The 21,461-nt window shown below is 73.7% G+C and carries 15 protein-coding genes; 8 read left to right on the top strand and 7 right to left on the bottom strand.

Translation table 11 applies throughout. The features are described from left to right. Positions 1 to 51: 51 nt before the first annotated feature. Positions 52 to 594, bottom strand: a complete 543-nt coding sequence (locus tag ACH4U8_RS34735; protein WP_360309493.1) for a low molecular weight phosphatase family protein — start codon at positions 592 to 594, stop codon at positions 52 to 54. Positions 595 to 729: 135 nt separating this feature from the next. Here ACH4U8_RS34735 and ACH4U8_RS34730 point away from each other — a divergent pair, with 135 nt between their 5' ends. The 7 genes from ACH4U8_RS34730 (at position 730) to ACH4U8_RS34700 (ending at position 9,940) form a co-directional block, all read left to right on the top strand. After that, positions 730 to 2,034, top strand: coding sequence for a DUF5685 family protein (locus ACH4U8_RS34730; protein ID WP_360309599.1), 1,305 nt, complete (start codon positions 730 to 732; stop codon positions 2,032 to 2,034). A 249-nt stretch (positions 2,035 to 2,283) separates the two neighbouring features. Next, positions 2,284 to 3,093 (top strand): glycosyltransferase family 2 protein, encoded by an 810-nt coding sequence (locus ACH4U8_RS34725; RefSeq protein WP_395782400.1) that lies wholly within the window; start codon positions 2,284 to 2,286, stop codon positions 3,091 to 3,093. After that, positions 3,090 to 4,541, top strand: a complete 1,452-nt coding sequence (locus ACH4U8_RS34720) for a glycosyltransferase (RefSeq protein WP_395782399.1) — start codon at positions 3,090 to 3,092, stop codon at positions 4,539 to 4,541. Before ACH4U8_RS34725 ends, ACH4U8_RS34720 begins: the two co-directional genes overlap by 4 nt. Then, positions 4,538 to 5,953 (top strand): lipopolysaccharide biosynthesis protein, encoded by a 1,416-nt coding sequence (locus ACH4U8_RS34715; protein WP_395782398.1) that lies wholly within the window; start codon positions 4,538 to 4,540, stop codon positions 5,951 to 5,953. Before ACH4U8_RS34720 ends, ACH4U8_RS34715 begins: the two co-directional genes overlap by 4 nt. Then, positions 5,950 to 8,763 (top strand): glycosyltransferase family 2 protein, encoded by a 2,814-nt coding sequence (locus ACH4U8_RS34710; RefSeq protein ID WP_395782397.1) that lies wholly within the window; start codon positions 5,950 to 5,952, stop codon positions 8,761 to 8,763. The genes ACH4U8_RS34715 and ACH4U8_RS34710 overlap by 4 nt, the downstream gene beginning before the upstream one ends. Next, positions 8,760 to 9,104, top strand: coding sequence for a hypothetical protein (locus tag ACH4U8_RS34705; protein ID WP_395782396.1), 345 nt, complete (start codon positions 8,760 to 8,762; stop codon positions 9,102 to 9,104). The genes ACH4U8_RS34710 and ACH4U8_RS34705 overlap by 4 nt, the downstream gene beginning before the upstream one ends. Beyond that, a complete protein-coding gene (locus ACH4U8_RS34700; RefSeq protein WP_395782395.1) occupies positions 9,101 to 9,940 on the top strand; it encodes a polysaccharide deacetylase family protein in 840 nt (279 codons plus the stop codon). The genes ACH4U8_RS34705 and ACH4U8_RS34700 overlap by 4 nt, the downstream gene beginning before the upstream one ends. A gap of 26 nt (positions 9,941 to 9,966) precedes the next feature. On the opposite strand, the gene ACH4U8_RS34695 is transcribed toward ACH4U8_RS34700, so the two are convergent. Continuing rightward, entirely contained in the window at positions 9,967 to 10,764 is a 798-nt protein-coding gene (locus ACH4U8_RS34695; protein ID WP_395782394.1) for a family 16 glycosylhydrolase, read from the bottom strand. Positions 10,765 to 10,773: 9 nt separating this feature from the next. Continuing rightward, positions 10,774 to 11,982 carry an ATP-grasp domain-containing protein gene (locus ACH4U8_RS34690; protein ID WP_395782393.1) on the bottom strand — a complete coding sequence of 403 codons (1,209 nt, stop codon included), beginning with the start codon at positions 11,980 to 11,982 and terminating at the stop codon, positions 10,774 to 10,776. 108 nt (positions 11,983 to 12,090) lie between these two features. Here ACH4U8_RS34690 and ACH4U8_RS34685 point away from each other — a divergent pair, with 108 nt between their 5' ends. Continuing rightward, positions 12,091 to 13,278: an FAD-dependent oxidoreductase gene (locus tag ACH4U8_RS34685; protein WP_395782392.1), complete on the top strand. Its 1,188-nt coding sequence runs from the start codon at positions 12,091 to 12,093 to the stop codon at positions 13,276 to 13,278. Positions 13,279 to 13,344: 66 nt separating this feature from the next. On the opposite strand, the gene ACH4U8_RS34680 is transcribed toward ACH4U8_RS34685, so the two are convergent. The 4 genes from ACH4U8_RS34680 to ACH4U8_RS34665 form a co-directional block, all read right to left on the bottom strand. Beyond that, a complete protein-coding gene (locus ACH4U8_RS34680) occupies positions 13,345 to 15,621 on the bottom strand; it encodes an FdhF/YdeP family oxidoreductase (RefSeq protein WP_395782391.1) in 2,277 nt (758 codons plus the stop codon). Positions 15,622 to 15,710: 89 nt separating this feature from the next. Further along, positions 15,711 to 16,874, bottom strand: coding sequence for an FAD-binding oxidoreductase (locus ACH4U8_RS34675; RefSeq protein ID WP_395782390.1), 1,164 nt, complete (start codon positions 16,872 to 16,874; stop codon positions 15,711 to 15,713). Positions 16,875 to 17,104: 230 nt separating this feature from the next. Next, complete coding sequence (locus tag ACH4U8_RS34670) at positions 17,105 to 18,700, bottom strand: ABC transporter substrate-binding protein (protein ID WP_395782389.1); 1,596 nt, start codon at positions 18,698 to 18,700, stop codon at positions 17,105 to 17,107. Positions 18,701 to 18,890: 190 nt separating this feature from the next. Next, positions 18,891 to 21,353, bottom strand: a complete 2,463-nt coding sequence (locus tag ACH4U8_RS34665; protein WP_395782388.1) for a serine/threonine-protein kinase — start codon at positions 21,351 to 21,353, stop codon at positions 18,891 to 18,893. Positions 21,354 to 21,461 lie beyond the last annotated feature (108 nt).

The following is a 21,461-nucleotide window of genomic DNA, read 5'->3' as shown; positions in this document are numbered from 1 at the left end:
TCACGAGGAAAGATCATTTGTTCGAACGGAATCGGTGTTCGAACAACGGCGTCACCCCGCGAGCAGGACCACCAACCGCGCGGTGAGTTCGTCCGCGCGGGCGCCCATCACCCGGAAGGATTCGAGCGGTTCGCCCATCGGGTCGTCGAGTTCGTCGGCGGGGCGGGCCAGACGGTTGGCCGGTCGCAGGGTGTCGACCGAGGCCGCCCAGTCGGCCACCGGCAGTTCGCCGCGCGGGCCGAACCGCTCGCCCAGCCGCACGAGTTCGCCGAGCAGGAAGGTGCGGGGCAGGGCCTCGGCGGCGAGCGCGTCGATCGCCCAGTGGTGTTCGCGCGACATGCCGATGACCAGGTCGGCCGCGCGCAGCAACTCGGCGGTGAGTTTGCGGCTGCGGTGCGCGCCCGGGTCGATCCCGTACTCGTGCAGCACCAGCGCGCTGTTGTCCGCCATCGGCCGGGAGTTCCAGTCGATGGTGCCCGCGGAGGAGACCTCGACGGGCAGCGTCGATGTGGCCAGCCGGTGCCGCAGCATCGCCTCGACCAGGGGGGAGCGGCAGATGTTCCCGCTGCAGACGACCAGTATCGATGCGCTCACGCTGCGGATCCTATGGCTGCACCGATCGTCGGGCCGGGCCGCCCCGACCGCGGATCCCCAACGGGGCTGACGGGTGGTCAGTAGGCTGTGCCCCCCGTGGGGGACGGGAACGGCGCAGCGAAATGGGGCGAGGGGTTGTTCGGGATCATCCGGCCGTGCCGGCACCGACTGTCGGAGAAGCTGCAGAGCGAGTGGATGGCGCATCTGTGCGGCATGTGTCTCGCGCTGCGTGACGACCACGGTCAGGCGGCCCGGGCCGCCACCAACTACGACGGGCTGATCATCTCGGTCCTGGTCGAGGCCCAGTCCGCGCGGCCCGCGGCGGACGGCCGACGCCGGGCCGGGCCGTGCCCGCTGCGCGCGATGCGGCGGGCCGACGTGGCGATGGGCGAGGGGGCCCGGTTGGCCGGTGCGGTGTCCCTGGTGCTCGCGTCGGCGAAGATGCGCGATCACATCGACGACGGCGACGGGGTGTACAAGCGGCGCGCGGTGGCCGGTGGCGCGCGCCGGGTCGCCGAGCGCTGGGCGCGGCAGGGTGCGGACGCCGCACTGGAGGTCGGCTTCGACACGGCCGTGCTGGTCGAGGCGGTGGATCGGCAGGTCGAGATCGAGGCGTCGGCCGGACCGGGGGTGTCCGTGCTGACCGTGACCGAACCCACCGAGACCGCGACCGGCGCCGCGTTCGCGCACACCGCGGTGCTGGCCGAACGACCGGACAACGCCGAGTCGTTGGCCGAGGCGGGCCGGTTGTTCGGGCGACTCGCGCACCTGCTCGACGCGGTCGAGGACATCCACGCCGACCGCGCGGCGGGCGCCTGGAATCCGCTGTTGGCCACCGGGACCGGACCGGACGAGGCGCACCGGTTGTGCCGCGACGCGGCGACCGGGATCCGGCTCGCGCTGGCCGAGGTCGAGTTCGTCGACGGCGTGCTCGTGCACCGGCTGCTCGTGCACGAGATCGACGAGGCGATCGACCGGTCCTTCCGGCATGCGGGCTTCCCGGTCGAGGCGCCGTCCTGTTCGGTCGCCGGCAGGCACGGCAACGGCTGCGCCAAGCACGGCGAGCGAACCGAACGCCGCCTGGCCGCGCGCCCCGAGGGTTCCTGGCCCAACCAGCAGCCGCCCTACCCGCAGCCGCCGAACCAGCAGCCGCCCGGGAGCCCGTACGACCCGAACAGCCCGTGGGGTCCGCCCGGCGGCCCGACCCCGCCACCGCCGCCGCCCGGCGGGCACAACGTGTTCGTCGCGTGCGCGATCTGGGCCGGGTTGTGCTGTACGTGCCAGTGGTGTTGCCGGGAGGAGTTCGAGGACCCGTGCACCGGCCGGCAGCGGCAGGGTTGTTGCCACAAGTGCGACTGCGGGGACTGCTGCGACGGTTGCGACTGCTGTGGCAACTGTTGTGAATGCGGGGAATGTTGCTCCTGCGACTGCTCCTGCTGAACCCCTGAATACCTCCCCAAAAGGTGCGGAAATTCCCCGAACTGGCATTCGATGGTGAAATCGCCCAACCGTAACGTCTTGGCAAAGCATCTTCGGTCCGATTGACCCTGCTTTCGCCGCCCAACCACGATCAGCGATGACCGGGTGTCGTGCCATCGGCACCCGGCGTCACCGATCTCGGGCCGGTTCCGCCGGCCCGATGCCGTGTGCCCCCCCGGGGGGCGCGCGGCAGACGGGAGGGGGCCGGTCATGCACGACACGACGCACACCGCACAGGCGACACGTCCATTGCCCCGCATCACCGAACTGCCCGGCGGCACCCCACTGCGCGCCGGGCAGTCGGCATCGGACCCGCTGCCGCGCGACCGGGTCACCCTGGTCGTGCCGGCCCGCAACGAAGCCCGCAACCTGCCCTGGGTGCTGCAACAGATACCCGACGGCGTCGACGAGGTCCTGCTGATCGACGGCGACTCCACCGACGCCACGTCGTTGATCACCCGCCACTACCTGCCCGCCGCCCGGGTCATCCCGCAGTCCGGCCCCGGCAAGGGCAGCGCGCTGCGCACCGGATTCCGGCACGCGACCGGCGACATCATCGTCACCATCGACGCCGACGGCAGCATGTCGCCGCAGGAGATCCCGCACTACGTGCACTTCCTGGCCAACGGCTACGACTTCGTCAAGGGCTCCCGGTTCGTCGGCGGCGGCGGATCGCTCGACCTGACCGCGCTGCGCAGCGCGGGCAACCACGCGCTGATGGCGCTGGTGAGCCGGCTCTACCGCTATCGGCTCACCGATCTGTGCTACGGCTTCTGCGCGTTCCGCCGGTGTTTCCTCGACCACCTCGACCTGCGCTCGACCGGCTTCGAGATCGAGGCCGAGATGATCATCCGCGCGCTCCGCGCCGGGCTGCGCATCGCCGAGGTGCCCAGCCTCGAACTCCCGCGCCGCAGCGGCCGATCCAACCTCAACGCGCTGCGCGACGGACACCGCGTACTGCGCACCGTGCTGCGCGAGCGCGGCGGTGCGCGCACGCTCCGGACGGGGGAGGACGGTTGACCCCGCGACCCGAACCGGAGCCGAATCGGCCGCCGCGGATCCCCAGGCAGCGCCCGGCCGAGCACACCGACCCGACGTCGAGCCCGGAGCCCGGCGGCGAGCCGACGCCGGTACTCGTCCCGCGCCCGGCGCCGAGCCGCTCGGCCGCCGACCTCGATCCCGCCCCCGACGTCGAGTGCGCCCCCGACCCCGGGCGGGATCCCGCCACCGGCGAACCCGACCTCGTGCACGTGCGCGTGCTCGACCTGACCGCCACCGGTGCGGCCCGGCTGAGCACCCCCGACGGCCGGCCGGCCGAGTGCCCCACGGGCGCCGTCCTCGCCCTGGTCCGGCACGACGGCGTGCCCATGGGCCTGCTCGACCTGGAGTCCTACGGCGCCGACCCGGAACGGCTGATCACCGCCGCCGCGGCCCGATTCGGCACCCCCGCCCCACCCGACCACGCCCCCGGACCGCCCGGACGCCGGGAGACGCCGAGGGTCAGCGTGATCGTGGCGACCCGGGAGCGCCCCGAGCTGCTCGCCGCGTGCCTGCGCACCCTGCTGTGGCAGACCTATCCGGACATCGAACTGATCGTGGTGGACAACGCGCCCACCACCAACCGCACCGCGAGCGTGGTCCGCGGCGGTTGCGCGGGCCTGGTGCGCTACGTCCGCGAACCCCGCGCCGGCCTGGCCCTCGCGCACAACCGGGGCATTGCCGCCGCCACCGGCGAACTGCTCGCCTTCACCGACGACGACGTGCTCGCCGACCCCGGCTGGGTGGCCGGCCTGGTCGCCGGCTTCGCCCGGGCGGGCCGACCCGCGTGCGTCACCGGGCTGATCCTGCCCGCCGAACTGCGCACCCCGGCCCAGTTGATGCTGCATCACCACGCGGGCTTCGCCAAGGGCTTCGAACCCGTGCTCTACGACGCGCAGGCGCCGCCGGCGGACCCGCTGTTCCCGTTCACCGCCGGCCGCTTCGGTTCGGGCGCGAACATGGCCTTTCGAGCCGACGTGTTGCGCGCGATGGGCGGCTTCGACCCGGCGACCGGCGTCGGTACGCCCGCGCGCGGCGGCGACGACCTGCTCGCGTTCTTTCGCACCATCGTGCGCGGCCACCGGATCGGCTACGAACCCGGTGCGCTGATCTGGCACCGGCATCGCGCCGATCGCGCCGCGGTGGCGCACCAGGTCCGCGGCTACGGCACCGGCCTGGGCGCCTACCTGACCGCCGCCGTGCTGCGCGAGCCGCGCACGATCGGCGCGTTCTGCCGCCGCGTGCCCGGCGGCATCCGCCACGCCCTGGCCCGCACCCGCGCGCCCGGCCGGCCCGAAGTGCCCTGGCCTGCCCGCCTGACCGGGCTCGAACGGCGTGCGCTGGTCGCCGGCCCGCTCGCCTACCTGCACGCACGGGTGCGCATGCACGGCGTGCGCACGCCCTGGGAGCAACCGGGGCAGGCCCGGTGACCCAGGCCCAGCTTCGCCGGCCGAGTCGGCCCGGGGTGGACCCGCTGCTGCGCAACGGCCATGTGCTGACCGTGGGCTCGCTGGTCACCTCGGCATTCGGCGCGGGCTACTGGGCACTCGCCACCCGCTGGTACGGCGACGCGACGGTGGGCCGCAGCTACGCCGCCGTGTCGGCACTGATGTTGCTCTCCGGGCTGGGCCAACTCGGCCTGGGCAACGTGCTCGTGCGCTTCCTGCCGCAGGCCGGGTCGGACCGGCCGGCGCTGATCCGGGCCGCCTACACCGCCGCGGGCGGCGCCACGCTGGTGGGCGTGCTGGGCTTCCTGGCGCTGATCCCGGTGTGCGCGCCGGGCCTGGGCTTCCTGCGCGAACCGGCGGCCGGTGCCTGCTTCGTGGCCACCACCGTGGCGTACGCCCTGTTCGCGCTCCAGGACGGCGCGCTCACCGGACTGCGCCGACCCGGGCCGGTGGTGGGCAAGAACAGCGGCTTCGCGGTCGCCAAGATCGTCTTCGTCGCCGCGCTCGCCGGGTCGATGCCCACGATCGGGATCCTGATGTCCTGGACGCTGGCCCTGGTCTCGACGCTGGTCGTGGTGGACGCCTGGTTGTTCGCCCGACTGCTCCCGACCGACCGGCGCGGCAACCCCGCCGGGTCCGAGGGCGGTTCCGAGGTCCGCCCCGGATCCGGCCCGGGATCCCGCCCCGGATCCCGTCCCGACGCCGGTCCGGGCGCGGGTCCCGTCGCGCGCTTCGAGCCGCCCGCGCCCGCCCGGCACCGGTCCGGCTCCGTGCTCGGCGGCGCCGTCCTGCGCTACGCCGGCGCCGAGTATCTGGGCACGCTGTGCTGGCTGGCCGCGACCACGCTGCCGTCGATCATCGTGCTGGAACACGCCGGTGCCCGGGAGAGCGCCTACTTCTCGCTCGCCTGGGTGGTGGCCAACACGCTCTACCTGATCAGCCTCAACATGGGTGCGTCGCTGTTGGTCGAGGCGGCCGGCGAGCGCGCCGGCCTCGCCGCGGGCTGCCGTCGGGTGCTCCGCCACACCGGCGCACTGCTCGTCCCGGCGATCGCCGCCCTCGTCGCCGGCGCACCCCTGGTGCTGCGCGTGTTCGGCCCCGGCTACGCCCGCAACGGCTCGACGCTGCTGCAACTGTTGGCCGTGTCCGCGCTGCCGCACCTGGTGGTCGCGACCGCGATCAGCGCCTGCCGCGTGCTCGGCCGCATGCGCGTGGTGGTCGCCGTCCAGGCCGGCCTCGCGACCGCCGTACTGACCCTGACCGTCCTGCTGTTGCCCGTGCTCGGCGTGCTCGGCGCCGGCGTCGCGTGGCTCGGTGCGCAGACCGCGACCGCGCTCGCGCTGCTGATCGCCCGCCGGGTCTGGCTGCCCGACACCGCCGGGAGGCCCGCATGACGGAGACTCCACCGCCCACCCGACGCCTGGCCTGGGTCGCCATCCGGGCCGAGGAGGCGGCCGTCCGGCGAGCCCGGGCGGCAGCCCTGCGGCAGGCCGTGCCACCGGCCGGGCAGACGCCGCCCCGACCCACCCTGACGGTGATCGTCTGCGCCTACACGATGGAGCGCTGGGACGACCTGAGCGCGGCCCTCGCCTCGATCCGGGTCCAGGACGAGCCGCCGGCCGAGACGATCCTGGTCGCCGACCACTGCCACGAACTCGCCACCCGCGCGGCCCGCGAGTTCACCGACGTCACCGTGTTGCGCAATCGCGGCCGACGCGGCCTCTCCGGGGCGCGCAACACCGGCGTCGAGGGCGCGCACGGCGAGGTGGTGGCCTTCCTCGACGACGACGCGGTGGCCGAACCCGACTGGACCATGCGCCTGCTCGACGGCTACGCCGACCCCGACGTGCTCGGGATCGGCGGCCGGATCCGGCCGAACTGGGACACCGGGCGCCCGGCCTGGTTCCCGGCCGAGTTCGACTGGGTGATCGGCTGCACCTACCGGGGCATGCCCGAACACGCCGCGCCGGTCCGCAACCTGATCGGTGCCAACATGTCCTTCCGGCGCAGCGTGCTGGTCGACATCGGCGGCTTCCGCACCGACCTCGGCCGGGTGGGCACCCGCCCGCTGGGCTGCGAGGAGACCGAGCTGTGCATCCGCGCGGCGGCCCGGCACCGCGGCGGCACGATCGGCTACGAACCCGCCGCCGTGGTTCGCCACCGGGTGCCCGCCGCGCGCGCCACCTGGCGCTACTTCCGGGCCCGCTGCTGGGCCGAGGGCCTGTCCAAGGCCGCGGTCGGCCGGCACGCGGGCACCGGCACCGCGCTCGCGGCCGAGCGTTCCTACCTGGCCTCGACCATCCCGCGGGCCCTGGTCCGGCCGTTCGCGCCGGACGCCGCACCGCCCAGGGCCACCATCCCCGCGCTGCTCCTGGGCGTGCTCACCACCGGGCTCGGCTACGCGACCGGTCGGCTGCGCGGCCTGGGCCGCGACCCGCTGCCGACCGCGGCGGCGCTCGCCTTCCGCGCGTTCGGGCTGCTCGCGCTGCCGGTGGCCGTACTGCTGTGGGTGCTTGCGATGCGGATGCCGGTCGCGGTGGACCGGATGGGCGGCCTGGGCCTGCTGGACGTGCTGCCGATCCTGTACTGGTGCGCACTGGGCCTGCTGACCGCGGGCTTCGCCGCGACCCTGCTCGACCGCGCCGCCCGGGCACCGCGATACGCGTTGTACACCGGCGCGTTGGTGACCATGCTGCACGCGACGCCCGCCGTGCTGTACGACCATCTGCGGTACGCATGGGCCTGGAAGCACGTCGAGGTGGTCGACCAGTTCCTGCGCACCGGCGAAACCCTCCCGCACGCGGGCGAGTTGGCGCCGTACCACCAATGGCCGGGGTTCTTCGCCGCGGCCGCCACCGCGGTCCGCGGCATCGGCGCGCAGGACGCGCTGACCATCGCGACCTGGTCGCCGCTCGCCTTCGACCTGCTGCTGATCGGCCCGCTGGTCCTGCTCTATCGCACCTTCACCCGCAACCGGCGGATCGTCTGGGCGGCGGTGTGGATTCACTTCGGCACCGCGTGGGTCGGCCAGGACTACTTCGCACCACAGACCTTCGCGTTCGTGCTCTACGTGAGCATCCTGGCGCTGATCCTGGACCGCGACCGACGCCCGCTCGGCACCGTCGCGCTGTGCACGCCGCTCGTGCTCGCGGTGGTGACGGCGCATCAGCTCACCCCGCCGATGCTTGTGGTCGCGACCGGCGCACTGGCCTGCTCGCGGGCCCATCGCCGGGTCGCGCTGCCCCTGCTCGTGCTGACCACGATCGCCGTCTCGGCCTGGGACCTGACCGTGGCCCGGCCCTTCGTGTTCGAGCAGTTCGGCTCCTCCTGGCACCAGTTCGGCGACTTCGAGGCCAACGCGCACGCCGGGATGGTCGACCTGGGCAGCGCCGAACCCGGCCAGGTGCTGGTGGCCCGGGTCGATCGGGCGCTGACCGTCGGCGTGGTGGTGCTCGCCGCCGCCGCGCTGATCCGCCGCCCCCGGTTGCGCCGCTCGCCCGCCACACGGTTGGCGATCGCCCCGCTGCCGTTGCTCGCGGCCGGTGCGTACGGCGGCGAAATCATCTTCCGCGTCTACCTGTTCGCGCTCCCCGCGGTCGCCTTCCTGATCGCCTCGTGGCTCGCGCCGCTGTTCGGCGACCGGGGCCGGCCGCGCCCGCGTGCGCTGCTGCTGCCGGTGGTGTTCGCGCTGCTGCTCACCGGGTTCGTGTTCGGCTACTACGGCAAGGAGCGGCAGAACCACTTCGGCGACGGCGAGATCGCCGCCCGGCAGTGGTTGGGCACGGTCTCCGCCCCCGGCGATCTGATCGTCGCGGCCACCAACAACTTCCCCGGCGCCTACGCCGATTACGAGCGACAACAACACCGCTGGTTCGCGATGGAGACGCCGACCCTGCGCGCGGGCGTCGTGCACGATCCGGTCGCCGGCCTGACCGCGCTGGCCGACGAATACCCCGGCAGCACCGCGTACCTCTTCCTGACCGCCGGCCAGCGGGCCGAGTGCGAGCAGACCGGCCTGCTGCCGGCCGGCGCGCTCGAACGCATGGACCGCACGCTCGCCGCGGCGCCGCGCTTCACCCTGCTCCGGCGCGATCGGGACGCGGTGATCTACCGGATCGACCCGAGCACCCGGCCGATCGGGACCGCGCCGGCGCAGGTTGCCCCGACCCGGGACGCCCCGGCCCGAAGCGACCCCCGGCGATGACCGGCCCGATTCGCGCGGCGTGGCCGGCCGCGGCCGGTTGGCTGGCGTTCGGCTCACTCGCCCTGCCCGCCGGGCAGCCGCTGCGGGTGCTCGTGGTGGTCGTGTTCCTGGCGCTCGGCCCCGGCTACGCGATCGCCGGGGATGGCGGCACGGCACCGGCGACGGCGGTGATCTCGGTCGTCGGCAGCGCCGCGCTGTGCGCGCTGACCGCCGAGGCTTACCTGCTCGCCGGCGCCTTCTCCGGCCCCCGCGTGCTCGGCACGCTCGCGGGGCTGACCACCCTCGCGGCGCTGATCCGCATCGTCGCGCACACTCTCGCCTCGCGAAGGGACATCGGATGAGATCCGAGACCGCGGTTCCGGTACTGCTGTACCACTCGGTGCGCGACGACCCGCCGCCGTGGATCGCGCCGTTCACGGTCGGCCCGGCCGAGTTCGGCCGCCACCTCGACCGGGTATTGGCCAGCGGCCGGGTCCCGGTCGACCTGGACCGCTTCACCGAGGCCCTGCACGGCGGACGCGATCTGCCCCGACACAGCGTGCTGATCACCTTCGACGACGGCTACGCCGACTTCGCCCGGTACGCGCTGCCGCAACTGGTCGAGCGCGACCTGCCCGCGACGCTCTACGTCACCACCGACGCGCTGTGGCCCACCCGGCGGCCCCCGCTGCCGCCCGCCGCGATGCTCACCTGGGACGGCCTGCGCCGGATCGCCGACACGCCGGGCCTGACCATCGGCGCACACGGCTGCACGCACCGCGAGCTGGACACCCTGCCGATCGAGCTGATGCACCGCGAGATCACCGATTCGCGCGAGCGGCTGGAGACCGAACTGGAGCGCCCGGTCACCTCGTTCGCGTATCCGTTCGGATACAACAACGCGGCCGTGCGGGAGGCGGTGCGGCATGCCGGCTTTCGCACCGCGATGGCCGTGCGCGACGCGCACAGCTCGCGCGAGGACGATCCGTGGCGGATCTCCCGCCTGCTGGTGCGCGCGGACACCGGCGCGACCCGCCTGGACGCCTGGCTGGCCGGCGCCGGCGCCCGGGTCGCGCCGTTTCGGGACGGGCTGCCCACGCTGGGCTGGCGGATCTGGCGGCGCACCCGGGCGCGCCGGCGCGGACACCCCGATCCGTGGGCGGGCCGGCGTGATCCGGTGGCCGGCCGGATCCGGTGACCGACCCGCGGCCGGCGCGGGCGCGCTCAGGGCGACCACACCCGCACCGATCGGATCCGCAACTCGGCGCTGCGCACCTGCTCCGGCACCGGGCCCGGATAGCCCATCGCGAGGGTGAACAACACCTCCATCGGCTGGTGCGGGATGCGCGCGGGATCGGTCACCGTGAACACCTGTTCGCCGTCGATCGACCAGGTCAGCCGAGCCGGCGCCCAGTCGAGCGCGAAGTGGTGGAAGCGCTCCGACCAGTCGCGCGCGGGCGACTCGTGCACCCACGCCCGCGCCCGACCGTGCGAATCGCGCCAGTGCACCGTGGACCGGGCCCGACCGTCCCCGCCGATCAACTCGACCACGTCCAACTCCGGCGGGGTGTACCGGGAGGCGGGCATCAGCCAGAACGCCGGGAACGAGTCGGGCTCGCGCGGCATCAGCAACTCGGCCTCGACCCGGCCGTAGGTGAAGGTGAAGCGCGGCCGACCGGACCAACTCGGCCGCCCGGTCGACAACATGCCCGACGCCCACGGGTGGACCAGTCGATCCGAGCCGGGCGTGGGCCGGCGCACCGCGCTCAGAATCGCCTCACCCCCGCCCACCCGGACCTGCTCGGGCCGATACCACTGCTGCTCCCGGTTGCCCGCGTTGGTGCAACCGTCCACGTTCCAGTCGTAACAGGTCACCCAGCGCTCGGCGGCCAACGTCGAACCGGTGAAGTCCTCGGCGAACAACAAGCGTGGCCGAGCCGGCGGCCCCGCCCCACAGGCCGCCGGCAGCACGGCCGCCGGCAGCAGCGCCGGCGCCCGGGGCACCCGCCCGCTCGCGGTCACCGCACGCCCTCAGCGCCCGTACCGACGCAACGCCGCGCCGAGCGCCCGTACCGCGACCGCCGCGGCGGGCAGTGGATCGTCCCAGGCCAGCCAGGCCGGCTCCACCCCGCCGCGAACCGGCGGACAGCCGGGCGGCCGGGCCGCTCCGGCCCGACCCCGGTAGGCGAACCACGCCGCGACGTCCAGATGCTCGGCGACGTAGCGCCGTCCCTCACGCTGCCCGCCCGCCGGGATCGCCCGACCGGTCAGGTCCAGGTGCAGCGCGCGCACCACGTCCAACCCGCGATCGGTCTCGAACATGCGGAACTGGGCGCCCACCCGCGGGTTGAAGTCGACCAGCTTGTACCGCCCGTCGCGCAGATCCAGCCGCCAGTCCAGATCGGCCGGCCCGCGATAGCCGATGGCCCGACACAACCGGGCCGACCGGCGGGCCAGCCCCGGATTCGCCAACGCCCGGGCGTATGTGGTCACTCCGGCGTGCGCGGGCCAGGACCGGAGCTTGAGGCCGGTGAACACCGGCGCGCAGCGGCCGTCCGGCGCGGCGTACAGGTGCACGATCCAGTCCTGCGCGGCCTCGCGCGGCAGGTAGGTCTGCAACAACACCGACCGCGGGGCGTCGACCAGGGCGAGCAGGGTGCGTTCGTCGGACACCAGCGTGGTGCCGGCCACCACCGGGGCGCGCAATCGGTCCCACGGCGCCAGGTTCTTGACCACGACCGGGTAACCCAACTCGGCTGCGTCAGTCACCAGTTGCTCCCGATCGACGGGGAACCGGGTGTCCGGTGCGGGCACCCCGTGGGCCAGACACCGCCGGTAGAGCCCACGTTTGCCGGCCAGCCCGGCAGGCAGGTCGGGTTCCACCTCGGGCAACAGGAAACACTCGGCCAGCCGATCCCGCGCCCCGGCGGCGAGCAGCGCGGCCTCGTCGTCGGTGGGCACCAGCACCGCACGGGCGGGCAGCCCGCGACCGATCCGCAACAGCCGCTCCAGCAGCGCCGCCGGGTCCTCCAGGCCGGTGGTGGGCCACACGTGTCGCCGACTCAGATGCCGGGAGAGCGCGGTCGGGGTGTACGCGTCCTCGACCACCGCGTGCACCGCGACACCCGCTCGGCCGAGCGAGCGCACCGCGCCGACCGAGCCCTGATGCAGCGGATATCGGCCGATCTTGAACAGCAGCGCCGGTACCGAACGATCCAGCTCGACCCCTCGCCCGACCATGGCGTCGCCTCCCCGTCCGGACCTTTCTAGCAGCGCGAACCGACTTTTCACCGGATAACCCCGCAATCGGTATCAACATCTCCATCTCGCACACCCGAAGGACGCACCATGACCGTCGCCATCGTCGGAGCGGGCCCCTACGGCCTCTCGCTCGCCGCCCACCTGCGCCAACTCGGGGTGACCACCCGTGTGTTCGGCGAGCCGATGGAGAGCTGGCGACGCCATATGCCGGTCGGCATGCTGCTCAAATCCCGGCCGGACGCGTCCTCGATCGCCGCCCCGAGGCCGGGCTTCGACCTGGCCGACTACCAACGCGCCCGGGGCGAGCGGCCGCTGACGGGCGATCAGCCGGTGCCCCGGGAGACGTTCGCCGGCTACGGCCGCTGGTACACCGATCGGCTGGTACCCGGCGTGGAACGGGTGCGGATCACCGGCCTCGAACCGGCCGGCCACGGCTTCGTGCTGGGCCGCGCGGACGGCGGCGAGGTCGAGGTCGACGCGGTCGTGCTGGCCACCGGGTTGGCCGCGCACCGCCATGTACCGCCGGTCCTGGACCGCCTGGGCGCCGACCTGGTCTCGCACTCCGCCGAGCACGCGGATCTGGCCGAACTCGGCGCGGACCGGGACATCGTGGTGATCGGCTCGGGTCAATCCGCGTTGGAGAGCGCGGCGTTGCTGCACGAGGGCGGCGCCGCGCGGGTGCGCGTGTTCGGCCGGGCCGAGCGGGTGCGCTTCGCCGCGCCGCCGGTGCCGGGTCGGGCCCGGCGGCTCACCCCGGACTCGCCGCTGGGCGCCGGGTGGTCGGTGGCCGCCGCCGCGCGCGGGCCGGCCGCGTTCCGGCTGCTGCCCGCGTGTGTGCGGGTCGACCTGGCCCGGCGCATCCTGGGCCCGTCGGCCGCGTGGTGGTTGCGGGATCGGCTGGACGGGCGGGTGTCGGTGCGGGACGCGCAGACGGTCACCGGGGCCCGCCGGGAGCCGGACGGGCGGGTCCGGATGTTGCTCCGGGACCGCACCGGATACCAGCGCGCGGTGTACACCGACCACGTGCTCGCCGCGACCGGATACCGGGTCGACCTGGCCGCGCTGGGCTTCCTCGCGCCGCACGTGCGGCGCCGGATCACCACGATCGGCGGATTGCCCGCGCTGGACGCGGCGTTCGAGACGACCGTGCCGGGCCTGTACGTCACCGGCCCGCCGGCCGCGGCGACCTTCGGCCCGGTGGTCCGCTTCGTGCACGGCACCGGCTTCGCCTCCCGCCGCCTGGCCGCCGTACTCGCGGCCCGCTTCCAGGGCTGAGCCCCGTCCGCCGCACGGGCCGACGGCCCGTGCGGCGGACGAAGGCGAAACCCGGCCGCCGCCGGGTCAGTGCGCGTGCGGCTCCAGGCGGACCACGATCGACTTCGAGGTCGGCGTGTTGCTTTCGTCCGCCGTGCTGTCCAGCGGCACCAGCACGTTGGTCTCCGGGAAGTAGGCCGCACAACAACCCGCCGCGGTGTCGTAGGACACCACCTTGAACGCCGGCGCCCGGCGCTCGACGCCGTCGCTCCACTCGCCGACCAGGTCGACCGACGCGCCGTCCGCGATCCCCAGTTCGGCCAGGTCGGTCGGGTTGACGAAGACCACCCGGCGGCCCTGCTTGATCCCGCGATAACGGTCGTCCAGGCCGTAGATCGTGGTGTTGTACTGGTCGTGCGAGCGCACCGTCTGCAGGATCAGCCGACCTGCGGGTACCCGCAGCACCGCGAGGTCGTTGCGGGAGAAGTTCGCCTTGCCGGTCGTGGTCGGGAACGTGCGCGCGTCGCGCGGTCCGTGCGGCAGGACGAAACCGCCGGGCTCGCGCACCCGCCGATTGAAGTCGGTGAACCCCGGGATCACCCGCTCGATGCGATCCCGGATCAGGTCGTAGTCGCGCGCGAACTCGCGCCAGGGCACCGATACCCGATCACCCAGCACCCGCTCGGCGAGCCCGCAGACGATCGCCACCTCGGAGCGCAGTTGCGGCGAGGCCGGCGGCAGCTTGCCGCGCGACATGTGCACCGCGCTCATCGAGTCCTCGACGGTGACGAACTGGTCCTGCTCGGTGCGCCCCAGCGTGGGCAGGATCAACGCCCGCCGGCCGGTGACCGCGTGCGAACGATTGAGCTTGGTGGACACCTGGACGGTCAGCCGGGTGGCCCGCAACGCGGCCTCGGTCGCCGCGGTGTCCGGCGTCGCCGAGACGAAGTTGCCGCCCACCGCGACGAACACCTCGACCGCGCCGTCGCGCATCGCCCGGATCGCGTCCACCACGTCGTGCCCGTGCTCGCGCGGCGGCTCGAAGTCGAACTCCTTCGCCAACGCGTCCAGGAACGCCGCCGAGGGCTTCTCGTAGATGCCCATCGTCCGGTCGCCCTGCACGTTGCTGTGCCCGCGCACCGGGCACACCCCGGCCCCCGGCCGGCCGACGTTGCCGCGCAGGAGCAGGAAGTTGACCACCTCGCGGATGGTCGGCACCGAGTTCTTGTGCTGGGTCAGGCCCATCGCCCAACACACCACGATCCGGCGCGAGTCGAGCACCCGTCGATGGATGCGCTCGATCTGTTCGCGCTCCAGCCCGGTCGCCTCCAGCACGTCGGCCCACGGCGTGGTCCGCACATCCGCCGCGAACTCCTCGAAGCCGTGCGCGTATTCGTCGATGAACGCCCGATCCAGGACGGTGCCCGGCGCGGCGTCCTCGGCTTCGAGCAACAGTCGGTTCAGCGCCCGGAAAAGCGCCAGGTCGCCGTTGACCCGGATCTGCGCGAACTCGTCGGTCAACGAGGTGCCCGAGCCGAGCATGCCGGACACCTTCTGCGGATTCTTGAACCGCAGCAGCCCGGCCTCGGGCAACGGGTTGACCGCCACGATCGAGGCGCCCGCCTGCTTGGCCTTCTCCAGCGCGGACAACATCCGCGGGTGGTTGGTGCCGGGGTTCTGGCCGACCACGAAGATCAGGTCGGCCTGATACAGGTCCTCCAGCGACACACTGCCCTTGCCGACCCCGAGCGTCTGGGTCAGCGCCGAACCGCTCGACTCGTGGCACATGTTGGAGCAGTCCGGCAGGTTGTTCGTGCCGAACGCGCGCACGAACAACTGGTACACGAACGCGGCCTCGTTGCTGGTGCGACCCGACGTGTAGAACGCCGCCCGATCCGGCGAATCCAGCGCCGCCAACTCCTCGGCGACCACCCCGAACGCGTCCTCCCAGGAGATCGGCGCATAGTGCGAGGCACCCTCGGCGAGGTACATCGGCTCGGTCAGCCGGCCCTGCTGGCCCAGCCAGTAGTCCGACTTGTCGGCCAACTCGGCGACCGGGTGCGCGGCGAAGAAGTCCGCGCCCACTCGACGCACGGTGGCCTCCTCGGCGACCGCCTTCGCGCCGTTCTCGCAGAACTCGGCGACGCTGCGATGGTCCGGCTCGGGCCACGCGCACCCGGGACAGTCGAAGCCCTGCTTCTGGTTGACCCGTACCAGGGTCAGCAGGCTGCGCTTGACCCCCATCTGGCGACCGGCGTGGCGCAGTGACCAGGCCACGGCGGGCAGCCCGGCCGCGTACTCCTTGGGCGGGCCGACCACGAGGCCCTCGTCGCCGACGTCGTCCACGGGCGGCTTGCTGACCATGCGGGCGCTCCTGCTGCTGCTCGAACCGATCGCTTCGACACGACCCTGTTGCCCCGTACGTTACGCCCCCGCGCCGGCGTGTCCGCAGCTCAGCAGCCCTGGAGCAACCGCGGCCCCGGCACGATGGCGTCCAGACTCTCGGTGTGCAGCCGCTGCGGGGCCACCCCCAGCTCGCCGGTCAGCCGATGGGCGGTGGCCCGGACCATCGCCGCCGACCCGCTGACGAACACGTCGTGGTCGTGCCAGCGGCCGTACCGGGCCAACACGTCGGGCAGCGCACCGTGGTCGCCGGCGAACGAGCGGTCGTGGCTGACCGCCGGGATCACGTGCAGCCACGGGTACATCTCCGCCATCGCGGCCAGCGCGGTCAGGTCGTACAGATCCACCCCGTACTTCGCACCGATGAACACGTGCGCCCGGTTGGCCAACTGCCGCTGCGCCATGTGCTGGACCAGCGCCTTGATCGGCGCCAGACCGGTCCCGGAGGCGACGCACAACGTGCGCCGCAGCGTCTCGCCGCGCAGCACCAGGCCGCCGCGCGCGGGCCCGAGCCGAATGTGGTCGCCGACCCGAGCCCGGTGCACCAGCGCGTTGCTCACCCACCCGGCGGGCACCGCGCGGACGTGCAGTTCGAGCCGGCCGTCCACCCGCGGCGCGTTGGCGATCGAGTAGTGCCGCCACACCCGCGGCCACCACGGTGTCTCCACGGTGACGTGCTGGCCCGGGTGATAGGGCAGCGGTTGATCCGGCTGCACGGTGATCACCGCGATGTCCCGCCCGCGCGGCTCGTGGCCGGTGATCACCGCGTCCCACCACGGCGGCGCCTCCTCGGCGTCGTCGGCGGCGGCCTCGATCATCACCGCCGCCGCCCACGTGTAGACCTCCAGCCAGGCGGCCTGGAGTTCGGGCGTCCAGCGGCCGCCCAGGTAGCGGGCCAGTGCGCCGATCAGCGCGGAGCCGACCGCGTCGTAGTGCTCGTCGAGGACGCCGTACTTGCGATGGTCGCGACCCAACCGGCGCAGAAACCGGCGCAGCTCGTGCGGTTCGTCGGCGCCGGTGCCCAGCCGCAGCAGCGCCGCGAGCAGTCGGTCGCGCTGGAGGTCCATGGCCGGTGGGAACAACTCGCGCAGGTCGGGCCGGCGCAGGAACAACAGGGCGTAGAAGTGCGAGACCAGATCGTGCGCGGCGGGGGCGACGGCGGTGAGGCTGCCGCGGAGCAGATCGGCCCGGGAGGGATCGGGACTTCCGGACATGACGGACCGCATCCTCGTGTGCTCGGAGAGCGACCCGACGGCGGGACATGTACTGCCGAATCCGGAAACCGCCGGTCACCCGAAGGGGAAGTGAGCCGACGGTATGCGGCCGTGCGAACGCGGAGGGTGGGTAATGCGCGAAGCCCGCCGCGGCGAACCGCGGCGGGCTTACGCTTGAGGATTTCCTGCGCCGTGTGGGTGACAGGGACGGTGGGCCACCCACCCGGCGATCAGAGCCGGGTGTCCTTGTCGAAGCCGGCGGCGATCGTCGCGTCCGCGCTGCGCCCGGCCGCCTCCGGGTCGAGTCCCTTCGCCAACACGTTCCCGGCGAAGTCCTTGAGCGGCGCGGACGTCCAGCCGGGCGCCTGCGGGTAGGGGCGGCCCTGCTTGAGCGCCGCCAACGTGGCCGGTCGGATCACGTTGGTGCGGCCCGCGGCGGTGGTCACCTCGGCCAGGGCCGGCACCGTCTCGTTCTCGGTGGCCCACCGCTCCTGCCAGGTCGCCGAGGCCAGCACCCGGAGCATGTTCACCGCGCCCGCCGGATGCGCGGTCTTCGCCGACACCGCCAGCACCCCGCCCCACACGCCGACCGCCCCTGGCTTGTCCGCACTGTTCCCGGGCATCGGGAAGGCGGCCAGGTTGCGCGCCGTCTCGGGGGAGGAGCGCAGCAGTTCCGGGAAGACCCAGTCGGGCTGGATCATCATCGCCGCCTTGCCCCCCGCGAGCACGGCGGTGATCGTGCCTGCCGGGTCCTTGAACTCCTCGACGTCCTTCGGCGCGGTCGAATACGCCTGGAGCTTCTGGTAAAAGCCGATGCCCGCACGGCCGGCCGGGCTGCCCAGCCGCCCGGCCCAGCGCTCACCCTCGCGCACGGCTATCTCGCAGCCGTCCTCGTACAGGCACGCGGTGATCGTCTGCCACGCCTTGCCGACCAGGTGCAGCGCCTCGAACTTCGGGTCGCTCGCGTGATGCCGCTTGAGCTTGTCCAACTGGGTGATCCACTCGTCCCGGGTGCGCGGCACGGTGAACCCGGCCGGGTCGCACAGCCGCTTGTCGTAGACCACGACCGGCGCGTAGACGTCCATCGGCAGCGCGTACAGCTTGCCGTCGAACGTGCACGCGGCCCTGGCCGCCGGGTGCCAGGCGTCCACGTTCAGTCGGCTCGCGTACGGCGTCAGGTCCAGCAGTTCCCCACGCCGCACCCGAGCGGCCAGATCGAAGGTCTGCGCCTGGAAGATGTCCGGGCCGTTGCCGGCGGCGAGCGCGGTGTCCAACTTGCGCCTGTCGATCAGGTCCTGGACCTCGGTGCGGGCGGTCCCGAACGGATCGGCCTTGAGCAGTGCGGCGGCCAGGTCGGTGTTCGTCTTCGCCTGGTCGACACCCGGGGTGAGCAACTTTTCCAGCCACAACGTGAGCGTGTACGGGCCGCTCTCGCCGGCGGGCGGTTCCGGGTTGGGCGGGGCCGGCGGGGGGACCGGCCCCGGCGTGGTGGGGGCGGGCGTGGGCCCGGGCGCCGCGGTCTTGCCGTCGCCCCGGGTGAGCAGCCACGCGGCGACGCCGCCGCCGGCCGCGACGACCGCCGCGACCGAACCGGCCACCATCACCTTGCGCCGCGAGGAACCGTCGCCGGGCGGCGGGGGAGTGGGCCCCCAGCCGGGCGGAGGCGGCACGTTCGGGTACTGCGGCGGGCCGGCCGGATACTGCGGTGCCGCACCGCCGGGGTACGGCTGTGGCGGCACACCGCCCGGGTACGGCTGCTGCGGCGGCCCGGCCGGGTGGTACGCGGGTGCCCCGCCGGCGGGCTGCGGGGGTGGTGGCACGGCCATCGGCGCATGGGTGGGCCGAGGGGGTGGGTCGGCCGATGCGTCATCCTCCGATGACACCTGCGGGTCGTCGTTCCACGACGGCACTGTGCGGCTCCTCCGGTTGGCGGGATACGGATGTTCGCCAAACCTTAGAGCGGGGCCGGCCCGGGCCCGGTCGGGAGATCCACCGACTTCGGGCCCGGGGGCCGCGTCAACCCGGCGATACGCCGAACTCCCGAGCCACGATCGGATTCGCCGCCGCCGCCGCGGCCAGCGGATCGGCGCCGGCCAGGGTCTGCTTGGCCAACTCGGCCAGCGGGCGCTCGGACCAGCCGGGGGCGACCGGATACGCCCGCCCGCCCACCGGCAACGCGGCGATCGAGGCCGGGATCATCGGATTGTCCGGCGGCACCGCCCGGTCCAACCCGGTGCGCACCGGGACCAGTCGGCCCTCGGTCGCGATCCGCGAACGCCAACGCTCGGTGGCGATCAGCGCCAACAGGTCCATCGCGGCTTCCTTGAACAGGCTCCCCGCCGACACCGCGAGCACCGTGCCGCGCACCCCGACGGCGGCCGGCTTGCCCGCCGTCCGGCCCGGGATCGCGAACGCGCCCAACACCGCGCGCAGCGCCGGATTCGTCGCCACCACCGCGTCGTACAGCGCCGAATCGGCGATCACCGACGCGACGTTGCCCTTGGTCACCCGGGTGGTGATCGCCGGGTCGTCGTTGGCCACGCCGACCGCGTCCGGCGCGTACGACTGGAGGTGGCGGAAGAACCTGGCCCCCTCGACCGAGCCGGGCAGGTCGAGCGTGCCGCGCCACGCGTCGCCCTCCTGGACCGCGATCGTGCCGTCGTCCTCCCACACGCACGAGGCCAGGATCGGCCACGCGCCGCCGGGCACGTACAGCGCGCGATAGTCGGCGTTGCTCGCATTGGCCAGACGCAACTTCTCCAGGTCCGCGACCCAGGTCACCCGGTCGCTGGGCACCCCCACCTGGGCGGCCTGGAACAGCCCCTTGTCGTACAGCACCACCGGCACGTTCGCCGCCAGCGGCAGCGCCATGATCCGGCCGGCGGAGGTGACCGAGGCGCGCACGGCGGGGAACCACGTGGTGGTGTCGAACCGGCTCTGATGCGGCGTCAGGTCCATGATCAGGTCGGCCGCCTTGAACCGGGCCACGGAGAGCAGGTCCAATTCGAACACGTCCGGCCCGCGACCCGCGCGCAACGCCTGCTCCAGCGCCTGGGTGTAACCGGCTTTGGACTGGAGCCGGCTGCCCAGCCGGACCCCGGAACCGCTCTTCCCGAACTCCAGGCCCAGGTCGCCGAGCAGCGCGGCGGGCACCAGGTTCTCGGTGGTCCAGACGGTGAGTTCCTGAACCGAGGCGGGCCTGCTCGGGCCGGTCGACGCGGTCGGGCTCGGCGGCGGTACCGGCGCCTTCGGCTTCGGCCCGGCCTTGGGCGAGTCGCCGCCCCGGCTCAGCGCCACGGCCGCGCCCACGCCGCCGAGCACCGCGGCGCCGGCGGCGACCGCCAGGAAGCCGCGCCGGGACTTGGCCCGGGCGCCGGACCGACGTGCGCGGGAGGGGGATTCGGCGCGCGCGGCCGGCGTGGCGGGCCCGGGTGCGGCCGGCGGTTCCACCGGGGTTGCGGCCTCGGGGGCCGAGGCCGGGGCCGGGGCCGAGTCGGGTTCGGCGTCGGCCGCCGGCGCCGACGCGGGCGTGCTGCCCGGCGGCGGCGCCGGGACGGTGCCCGGCGCGTACGGCTCACTGCCCGGCATCGGCTCCGGCGGCTCCCACGGATTGGCCACCCGCTCGGCCACCCACGCGGCGCCGGCCGCCGGCAGCCAGGTCGGCCCCGGGGTGCCCGCGGCGACCCGGACCACCTCCTCCGGCGCGGGTCGGTGCGCGGGGTCCTTGACCAGGCACGCGGCGATCAGGGTGCGCAACGACGCGGGCACGTCGCCGAGTTCGGGATCGCCCTCGGCGACCCGATCGGCGACCGAACCCACCCCGCCCCGGTCGAACGGGCCGCCGCCGGTCGCGGCGAACGTCAGTACGGACCCGAGCGAGAACACGTCGGCGGCCGGACCCACCGGCAGATCCCGCACCTGCTCCGGCGAACGGAAACCGGGGGAGTCGAGCACGGTGCCGATCACCACGCCGTCGGCGGTCACCGACGAGCCGGCCGACCCGTGCGCGATCCCCAGTCCGGGCAACCACGGCCCGTCCGTGCCGAGCAGCACCGAAGCCGGATCGAGCCGGCCGTGCTGCAACCCGACCGCGTGCAACCCACCCAGGGCGGTCGCCAGTCGACCGGCGAGCACCCGCAACGAATGACCGGGCAACGGGCCGTGCCGGCGCACCGTCTCCTCCAGGGTCGGGCCCGGGAGGTGGGTGGTGGCGTACCAGAGCTGACGTCCGGTGGTGTCCGCGTCCAGGATCATCGCCGTACCCAGGCCGGGCAACCGCCGCGCGGCGTCCACCTCTTCGCCGAAACGGGCCCGGAAGGCGGGATCACGCCCGAGGTCGGCCCGGATCACCCGCACGACGACGGGCGTGTCGTCGGGCGCGGCCCCCAGATAGGTCCGAGCCGTGGTCCCTTCGCCGAGCCGGCCCACCAATCGGTAGGCACCAACGCTCGAAGGGTCCTCGTCGTGCAGCGGCCGCATGGCAGAAACTCCGTTTCGCTCACCGGTGTGAACGGTGCCGAAGTCTGCCATGAAGCGACCCGCGCCCCGGCCACCCGTTCGGCCGCCCGCCATCCGAGTCGGTCGGCC

Origin of the sequence: Embleya sp. NPDC020886 (genome assembly GCF_044333915.1) — a bacterium.
In the GTDB taxonomy this organism is placed as follows: domain Bacteria; phylum Actinomycetota; class Actinomycetes; order Streptomycetales; family Streptomycetaceae; genus Embleya.
This window is presented reverse-complemented; position numbering and strand designations above follow the sequence as displayed.